Raw genomic sequence first — 7,949 nt, 5'->3', positions numbered from 1 at the left:
CCTGTCATACAAATCCTAGCAGTAGGCATCCGGGTCGCGCCTTAACGGCTCGCCACTTGGTGATTTCTCGGGGGGTCAACCGTGAATATCGGCGGCGCAGTTTGATTGGTATAATGTCTCATCCGTCATAAGTTCGGCACCTCTTCGAGTCTGAACGTAGTGGATCCATTTTGGCGCATTACTCATGCAAGACAAAAATGTCCTTTTTGCGTCTTTCACTTGGTCATAATGAAATGAACACAGCATATTAGGATAGCTTTCTACATACCACTTCACGTTATCCCTTAAGCCACTAACTTGCATAATAAATGGTGACATTTGAATTATGCTTATGTCTTTACGTTTTGCCACGGATACTGCGAAGCGGTTTATGTCAGTTACTACTTCCGATGCCGCATAGCTTTTGTGAGCAATGGCGGGGCAAAGTGGAAGCCTTGCCGAGGTCATGCATCCAGAAATAACAAGGGCTACTAAAGCAAAGGGTATCCTAGTCATCACTCTGCTCATATTGCAGATCGGAAAATATCCCGTTGGAAGCGGCAACTGCGATTTCGGCGCTAACCGTCTTGTTTTTCTTTAATGCATAACCCACAAAGCGAATAGTAGCAGTATCATCACCTATCGTAAGCTTGGTTCCGCTAACATCGACTTTATGCTCCTTTTCATCCCGTGTATATGATCCAGATCCACCAAACCTCACACCGAAGGCTTTGAATCCGCCCCCTCCCTTTACAGAGAACTTTCGCTGATAATCAAAGGTCCAGTTTTGAGAGTTTAGGAAGCTAATCTGAAATCCGCGAATTACAATCAGGGCTGTTGGATAATATAAGAGGGAGCCTTCTGATCCAAAGAATTCGAGGAAATCGTGGGGATTATCACGGACGTACTTATGGTTGAACAATGTCGCGTCCATCCACGGAATATTTAATTCAATCCGGTACGAAGCGGTTGAGCTAATAGATATATCAGTCACGGTAGTAAAATCGCTTTGAATCTGCGTGTGTTCTGAGGCGCTAGCGCTTGCGGAGAACGGTCCATAGCTGGCGCTCGCTGATCCGCTCCAATCCGTCGTGATAGAGGAGGAGGCTTGCGTTTGCCGGTTTAGGGAGCCGGTCAACGCATTAGCCAGCCCAGTCTTTATGGTACCAAGAGTTTTATCGAAAGCTATGGACCAGCGATCATCAAATAGAGCGGTCGTGCCGGTAGCAAGGAGCTGAAGGTACACCGGATTAAAGCTATCGCCATTTGGATATTCATAATCCGGATAGATCGGATACCGCAACCTCATCGCAGGTCCCTCAAATCGGAACTCAGCATCGATAATAGATTGATCGGTTGGATCGGGAGTTGCTCTTTTTATAATAGTTTGCTTGTCAAATGTTAGCCGACTGAGGTCCTTATCGAGCTGCTCAATATCTCGAAGGTGGCCACTCTTATTGCTCCATTGTACGTATGCCGCCATGTCCCCGACGTCAATACCTCTAGACGGTGCAAAGGTTTGCCATCTTTGGTAGTCTGATGCCGCAAACTTGTCAGATTGATACTTTATTAACTCAATCTTTGACTCAATATTTGCTATTTCCGTCTCATCCGCTGCACTTAATGATCGCTGTGTTACGTACTTTCTGATCTTTCGAATGAACTGGCCGTATACGGATGCAAGAGATTCCAAGCCGACTTGTATTTCATCGTCTACTGGCGAAGGCGAGATGGCCCTGTCGGACCTAGTTACAAGATTGTAGTATGAGAACCACTTATATCCATGTTCACTGGCCTTCTTGTCGTCGGAGATATCGATTGTGCTAGCAACTAGCTTCAACTGAAGCCGCTCGTCTGCCTTTAAGTCGGCAGTCTGCTGCTTTAACACATCGTAGTACGTATCAAGTGAAATCTTCAGCGCGGCACCTAGCGTAATTTCACGTACGGGACTGGTGGTCACTCGATACATATTACAGGCTCCTCATTATGAGTAAGGCATATTGATCTCGCGATCACTAAGCTGCTTGCAAGGCGTTTTGGATCCTAAGGAACGTCGCTTGCGTCCCCCAAATGGGTGAGATGGTCTGTTTTAGGGGCGGAAGCCTAATAGACTAAAAAAACCCATGGCTGCGAAGGATGGCCACCAAGGCGAAGCTGCTGTCGGCTGTGCTCAAGGACTAATCTTCTTTTTACGCTGCTGCTCAGTTATCTCAAAAGGCCGTAGGCGATTCGCGTGTCCACCTCGGGGGTCGAGCGTCGACGCCACTATCTGAGCTGACTGTATTCGACGCGTAGTACTCTGAAGACGTTTCACGCGACGTCAACCGCGCCAGGTTAAGCTCCCTGCACCTTTATGCGGTGGCATCATCGCGTTTCCATCGGTACCCGCGGCGGACGATTATAGAGCCACCGTTGAACATCGGTCAGCTTTCGAGGTCGCGGCTCGAAATCCAGTATGATACATGTAGCTACTTCACCCAAGTGGGTGTGCCCTGCGAGTCCACTTGGTCGTGTCGGGAGGTCGGTAATGCAAGATGGATCTAACGCGTTGATCGATATGATCTACGAGGCTGGGTTAATGCCGGCACTTTGGCCGAGAACGCTTGATCAGCTTGCACATCACTTCGGCGCGCGTGGCGGACTTCTGATGATGAAGTCAGGGACGACGGAACGATGGACAACGTCGCCCGGCTTGGCCCAAATTATGCAAGACTTCGTAGATCAGGGGTGGGCAGAGCATAATGTACGAGCCGCTCGGTGTAGAGCAGCATCGTCGCACCCGGGTTTTCTAACCGATCGCGATTTGCTGACTCGTAATGAGCTTGAGACACTGCCGATCTATACGGACTTTCTGAGGCCTCGGGGCCTCGACACAGGTGCTGGCACAATCATGCAGGGTATCCAGATGGACGGCCTGATGCTCACGTTGGAGGGCTTCCCAGATCATGACTCGGCGAAAGACGCCGTCGCTGTGCTAAATGGATTGCGACCACATTTGGCGCGGGCCTCCGCTATATCCGCTCGAATGAAGCTTGAGCAGGCAACCGCGGCCACTGAGGCACTAGCAGCTATTGGAACAGCCGCTGCAGTCTTGGCGAGCGATGCTCGAGTTGTAAGTGTCAATGCCGAATTCAGCAACCTAACCAAAGGAGTGTTAAGTGAAAAAAATGGGCGTTTGAGCATCCGTGACTCGAGCTCAATTTTGAGGTTTGACGCTGCCTTTGAAGCCGCGAACCGCGGGCTAGGTCGATCTATCGCTGTTAGAAAGGGGAAAGAGGCTCAGTTTGTAATCCACTTTGTGCCATCGACCCGCTCAGCCCAAGACGTGTTTTTCGGGGGGACCGTACTTGTAGTGATCGACATGCCTAGTGCGTCTACTGTATTAAACATTGATCTGATTCGAAGCCTCTATGACCTTACTCCGGCGGAAGCCAAAGTCGCTTATCTGATAGCTGGAGGTGAAACTCCATCTGGGGCGGCGAGTGCCCTTAACGTTTCGATTGAAACGGTACGCACTCATTTGAAGCGTGCCTTCGCTAAGACGGGCGTTGAGAGGCAGGCGACGTTATCTTCACGGCTACGATGCATGGCACCGCGCAGTTTGTGAACACCCGGCCGCCCTCATTTTAGCGTTGCAAAAAGCGGGAAGTACGCAACGTCCGAAACCTAGCACATTTGCGACGCGGCCAGTCCCGAGCACCCCCCTAATCCCTTCCGATAGGGAAACCGAACTCCGATCAGGGCAGCCCCGTCATAACTCCCGCATACCTACCCAATCAAAGGACTTAAAGCCTTAGTAGCTTAGTAGCTTAGTAGCTTAGTAGCTTAGTAGCTTAGTATGGTCCGTTTAAGGCGTCCTGCGGGGACCGCGCTCTCTCTTTGCTTTGTCGCAGCCGGCCCTGGTTTGGCGTGGTCGGTCCGATGCGCGCCGCCATGCTCGGCAACGCCCTCCCCTGTAGTCCCACCGATCCTGGCTGCGGCTGGCCCCCTCCCCATGCCCCACTCAATGGAGGCGCGGCGACGCTGCCGAAAAAGCAGGCGGCACGGCTGCCCAAATGCGAGTGCGCGGCTTGCGGCTAGACCCTGTGGACCGCGCGGAAATGGCTGAGACGGTTGGCCCGCCGCTTTTGCCCGATTGATGGTCATAGGTCGATGTGTCGCGATCCACTCGGCAGTGGTGGAAGGGCGAGGAATAGGATGGCTAAGCTACTAACTATGTTTACGACTAAGCGGTTAAGCGCTATAAGTCGCTTAACCGCTTAGTAGGAGCAGCAGCTATGCAGGTATGGGCCGTGATCGCGCAAAAGGGCGGTCAATCCAAGACCACCCTCTCCACGGGATTTGCCGTTGAGGCAGCGCGCGAAGGCGCATCTGTTGTAATTCTCGATGCCGACGATCGGCAGGGCTCGGCGCTTTACTGGTCGGAGCGCCGGGGCGAGGAAGACGTGACAGTGAAGGACAGCAGCGTCGCCGGCCTACCGCTTCACGTCTCGCGCGGGCGAGCCAGCGGCAAGATCGACCTTATCATCATCGACACGCCTGCAAACTCCAAGGATATCGCCATGCTTGCAGCGGAGCAGGCAGATTTCGTGATCATTCCGGTCGCACCACGCGGGCTGGATGTTCATTCGGTGTTGCAGACCGTCAAGCAAGTGCAGCAGGCCGGTACGCCGTTCGCAGTCATCCTCACTCAAGTCCCTCATCAGGGTGGAGAGGGGCAGGAGGCCCAGGCTGGCTTCGTTGCCAAGGGCGTGACGGTGTTCGACAGCCGGCTTCATTTCCGCAAGGATTTCTACAAGGCTACACCGCAGGGCCGCACCGCTGCCGAGACTGATCCCGAGAGCAAAGCGGCGGTCGAGCTACGCGCCGCCTATGCTGAAGCTAAGCGACTAAGCGGATATGCGACTAAGCCAGTAAGCGAGGCGGCATAATGGCCCGTAAGCCCTCCGCTCTTGCGGGCATCTTCGATGACGAACCCGCGGATTCAACACCCGCAGCTACCTCCGTCGCTGACGTGATTCCCGAACCGCCGAAGGCGGCTACGCCACGACGCCCGGCCAACGCGTCGGCGCCGTCCGCACCGGCGCGGCGCAGCAGCCATCCCGGCAAGAAGCCTGTGCTGATCCACATCCCCGAGGACATGCACCGCGCGTTGCGTCAGCTCAGCGTCGAGGAGGGCGGGGAACCGCTCACCGTCGTTACCGAGCGCTTGCTTCGTCAGTATTTGGTCAAGCGGGGCCATACCAGGTTCGCGCCATGAGCAAGCGGCGCGAACCTAATCCTGAGTTCGACCTATTCATCCCGGCGCTGGGCGATCTGTCGCTTCGCGACCAGCGGGAGGTGATGGAGAGACCGTTCTTCTCGCTCCAGAAGCGCAAGCGTCTCAAGCCGATCGAATATCGCAGCCCTGACGGCGAGGCCTGGGTGCGTGTGCAGGCGATCCCCGATTATGGCATGGCGACCATATGGGACGCCGATATTCTGATATGGGCTGCATCCACGCTAAATCGTATGAAGCAGCAGGGTCTGAATGATCTGCCGCGCACGTTGACGACAACACCCTATGACCTTTTACGGGCGATCAAGCGCGGCACAGGCGGCAGGGACTATCAGGAACTGCAAGCCGCACTGCTCCGGCTCCAGACCACTTCCATTACGACCTCGATCCGCGCAACGACACGGCGGCAGAAGGCCGGCTTCAACTGGCTCGATAGCTGGACGTTCGACACGGACGCCGAGACCGAGCAACCACGGGGTATGACGTTGACCCTGTCGGACTGGGTTTATGAGGGTATCGTTAACGAGAAATCGTTGCTGACCATGCACCCCGACTATTTCCTCCTGTCCGGGGGGCTGGAGCGGGCGCTGTATCGCATTGCGCGCAAGCATGTCGGATCGCAACAGGGTGGGTGGTTATGTCGGGTAGAGGTGCTGCGCGACAAAACCGGTAGCGATGCCCAGCCCAAGGAGTTCAATCGGATGCTTCGACGGGTGATCGAGGCCGACCAGCTCCCCGATTACATGATGGAACCGGCAGAAACGGCCGATAAAAGCGCTGCCGTCATGTTCAGGCGTCGTGGCGAGGCCGAGGCGATGGCCCTCGCTGAGCGGATGCGGGCGGAGGAAGATCGACGCGCTCGATTCGATGCCGATCGCCGGCGCACCGAGCAAGTAGACGCCAAGATGGACCATCTTGCAGGTCGGCGGTGACTATCGGGGTATCACCCACCGCCGGTAAAATTGTCGGGGTATCACCCACCAAGAAGGTCAGCCCCCGGACCTCAACCGACAGCGTCTAAGTTCGCTGGACTGCCCAACCTGTGGATAACCAACTCGAAAAGCCCTTTTTCAGATCAACAGGCTCGGGGTTTCACACACTATCGCTTCGGGGGATCACCCACCACACTATCGGGGGATCACCCACCGAATCACGGGGTATCACCCACCCGGCTCTCCCATAAGAAGTTCAAAACAGGCGACAATTTCGGCTTTTGAGAAGCTTAACCTTCTTAACAATACATATTTAACAGAATCACTAACGTAAATGAGCAGCCTCGAGTGAGATAAGAAAAAGCTATGGAATTGATCCTAAGGATCAATACGCTCGTGCTCTATGCCGGCTGACGCCGTCACAGGACGGCCTAACGGCCGCATGCTTTCGAAAAAGACAAGCGGATCTGACGGTGTGTACCTGCATCGTTCCATAAAAGGGCAGGGTAGTGGGAGTGGCCATTACACAGGCTTCCATACCGTCATAATAGCAACCGTGTTATGCATCAGGACAGCACAGCTGATTTCAGGCTGACCACGCATGTCGTAATGATCGTCCCGCGCTCGCTTCGCAGCGACCTTCTCCGCTTTCGGTGCATCCGTAAGGATCTGCGGCAACTATCCAATCAGCACGCGTTCGTCTCAGCGATACCCGACATCCACAGGAGTTGCAGATAAGGAACGGGTTGGCCCGAACGCCCTTCGCCGATCATGGTCAGCCCTAACGCCGGCGTATCAGGCGATGGCAAGGTTGCGAGGCTGCCAAGGCGAAAAGGGAGGGTAGCGAGCATCTTCTGACGTTGATCCTTGAAGGCGATCACCTGGGTGCGCTGAGCGCCGTCGTCAGCGACCCACAGGCCCACCCAGGCATAATCCGGACTAAACGCCTTATCAGCCGCCACGAAATGGTATCCGGCGATCACAGGCGTGCTAGCAGGCTGGTCGGGAACATACCCCTCCCTGTAGCCGCTACCAACGATCCGAGCATTCGTGAGCGCATCGACGCCGTTCTTGCCCCAGCGATAATCCCAGCCAAACCAGCAGCCAGACGATCGGGAATGAATCGGACCGGGGGACAAATCGAAGTCGGCGAAACGGGGATCGTCAGACCGCAACGTCAAACCCCACTGGTAGCGTATCAAACCCACCCGAGCCTCCCCGGGCCCCGGCCAACCGTTACGCGCTACATACGCGCCGCCTGCAGCTTCCACTGTCATCTTGGTCGCTGAAAATGACGACCGCGTCGGCCGGTGCTGCTGGAACGGCGCAAGCAGGGGCCAAGGCAGCAGCGAAGGAAACGATGACGGACAACATGGGCGAAAACTCCTAATCGGGCTTGTGCGTAAGCCGGCGCGGGCGCCGCGGTGCGCTGGCATTTTGGTCCATGGCGGCTGCGATGAGTTCTTCGGTGGAAAAGCCCTCGAAAGGTTTGAGATCGGCTGGGCGGGTAATGGCGGCTACGAACCGTGCGACCAGTGCAGCGAGCTCGGGTTCGGAGCGGGCAGCGTTCAGGAGTGCCCCGCCCAGGATGATCTTACGGCGGGTATCGGCGCGTCTGGAGTGATCGACGGCGAGACGTTTGAGGCGTTGAGAGAGAGCCTGGGCGCGTTCGATTTTGCGCTCCACGATTTCGACTTCACGGAGCAGCTTGGCGAGTTTGGGATCGGCGGTTGGGGGCTGTGCCATGGTAGATCCTTGCC

Annotated in this window: 8 protein-coding genes; 4 read left to right on the top strand and 4 right to left on the bottom strand. The window is 55.4% G+C overall.

The features are described from left to right. Positions 1-75 precede the first annotated feature (75 nt). Positions 76-495 carry a hypothetical protein gene (locus tag SOM18_RS19235; RefSeq protein ID WP_320482250.1) on the bottom strand — a complete coding sequence of 140 codons (420 nt, stop codon included), beginning with the start codon at positions 493-495 and terminating at the stop codon, positions 76-78. Continuing rightward, on the bottom strand, positions 488-1,948 hold the full coding sequence (locus tag SOM18_RS19230; protein ID WP_320482249.1) for a hypothetical protein: 1,461 nt from the start codon (positions 1,946-1,948) through the stop codon (positions 488-490). Before SOM18_RS19230 ends, SOM18_RS19235 begins: the two co-directional genes overlap by 8 nt. 936 nt (positions 1,949-2,884) lie before the next feature. On the opposite strand from SOM18_RS19230, the gene SOM18_RS19225 reads away from it, so the two are divergent. The 4 genes from SOM18_RS19225 to SOM18_RS19210 all read left to right on the top strand — a co-directional run bounded on the left by SOM18_RS19225 (position 2,885) and on the right by SOM18_RS19210 (position 6,189). Beyond that, positions 2,885-3,586 carry a helix-turn-helix transcriptional regulator gene (locus tag SOM18_RS19225; protein ID WP_320482248.1) on the top strand — a complete coding sequence of 234 codons (702 nt, stop codon included), beginning with the start codon at positions 2,885-2,887 and terminating at the stop codon, positions 3,584-3,586. A gap of 670 nt (positions 3,587-4,256) precedes the next feature. Next, the gene (locus tag SOM18_RS19220; protein WP_320482247.1) at positions 4,257-4,910 is read left to right on the top strand and encodes a ParA family protein; all 654 of its coding nucleotides are present in this window, start codon (positions 4,257-4,259) and stop codon (positions 4,908-4,910) included. Then, positions 4,910-5,239, top strand: a complete 330-nt coding sequence (locus tag SOM18_RS19215) for a hypothetical protein (protein ID WP_320482246.1) — start codon at positions 4,910-4,912, stop codon at positions 5,237-5,239. Before SOM18_RS19220 ends, SOM18_RS19215 begins: the two co-directional genes overlap by 1 nt. Beyond that, positions 5,236-6,189, top strand: coding sequence for a replication initiator protein A (locus tag SOM18_RS19210; protein WP_320482245.1), 954 nt, complete (start codon positions 5,236-5,238; stop codon positions 6,187-6,189). The genes SOM18_RS19215 and SOM18_RS19210 overlap by 4 nt, the downstream gene beginning before the upstream one ends. A 686-nt stretch (positions 6,190-6,875) precedes the next feature. On the opposite strand, the gene SOM18_RS19205 is transcribed toward SOM18_RS19210, so the two are convergent. Both SOM18_RS19205 and SOM18_RS19200 read right to left on the bottom strand, forming a co-directional pair. Then, complete coding sequence (locus tag SOM18_RS19205) at positions 6,876-7,397, bottom strand: hypothetical protein (RefSeq protein ID WP_320482244.1); 522 nt, start codon at positions 7,395-7,397, stop codon at positions 6,876-6,878. Positions 7,398-7,575: 178 nt separating this feature from the next. Continuing rightward, entirely contained in the window at positions 7,576-7,935 is a 360-nt protein-coding gene (locus tag SOM18_RS19200) for a hypothetical protein (RefSeq protein ID WP_320482243.1), read from the bottom strand. Positions 7,936-7,949 lie beyond the last annotated feature (14 nt).

It is taken from the genome of Sphingomonas sp. CFBP9019 (assembly GCF_034045155.1).
In the GTDB taxonomy this organism is placed as follows: domain Bacteria; phylum Pseudomonadota; class Alphaproteobacteria; order Sphingomonadales; family Sphingomonadaceae; genus Sphingomonas; species Sphingomonas aerolata.
This window is presented reverse-complemented; position numbering and strand designations above follow the sequence as displayed.

Coding starts and splice junctions, on each gene's coding strand:
- SOM18_RS19230 (WP_320482249.1), bottom strand. CDS start 1,948: ATGTATCGAGTGACCACCAGTCCCGTACGTGAAATTACGCTAGGTGCC.
- SOM18_RS19215 (WP_320482246.1), top strand. CDS start 4,910: ATGGCCCGTAAGCCCTCCGCTCTTGCGGGCATCTTCGATGACGAACCC.
- SOM18_RS19225 (WP_320482248.1), top strand. CDS start 2,885: ATGGACGGCCTGATGCTCACGTTGGAGGGCTTCCCAGATCATGACTCG.
- SOM18_RS19200 (WP_320482243.1), bottom strand. CDS start 7,935: ATGGCACAGCCCCCAACCGCCGATCCCAAACTCGCCAAGCTGCTCCGT.
- SOM18_RS19220 (WP_320482247.1), top strand. CDS start 4,257: ATGCAGGTATGGGCCGTGATCGCGCAAAAGGGCGGTCAATCCAAGACC.
- SOM18_RS19235 (WP_320482250.1), bottom strand. CDS start 495: ATGACTAGGATACCCTTTGCTTTAGTAGCCCTTGTTATTTCTGGATGC.
- SOM18_RS19210 (WP_320482245.1), top strand. CDS start 5,236: ATGAGCAAGCGGCGCGAACCTAATCCTGAGTTCGACCTATTCATCCCG.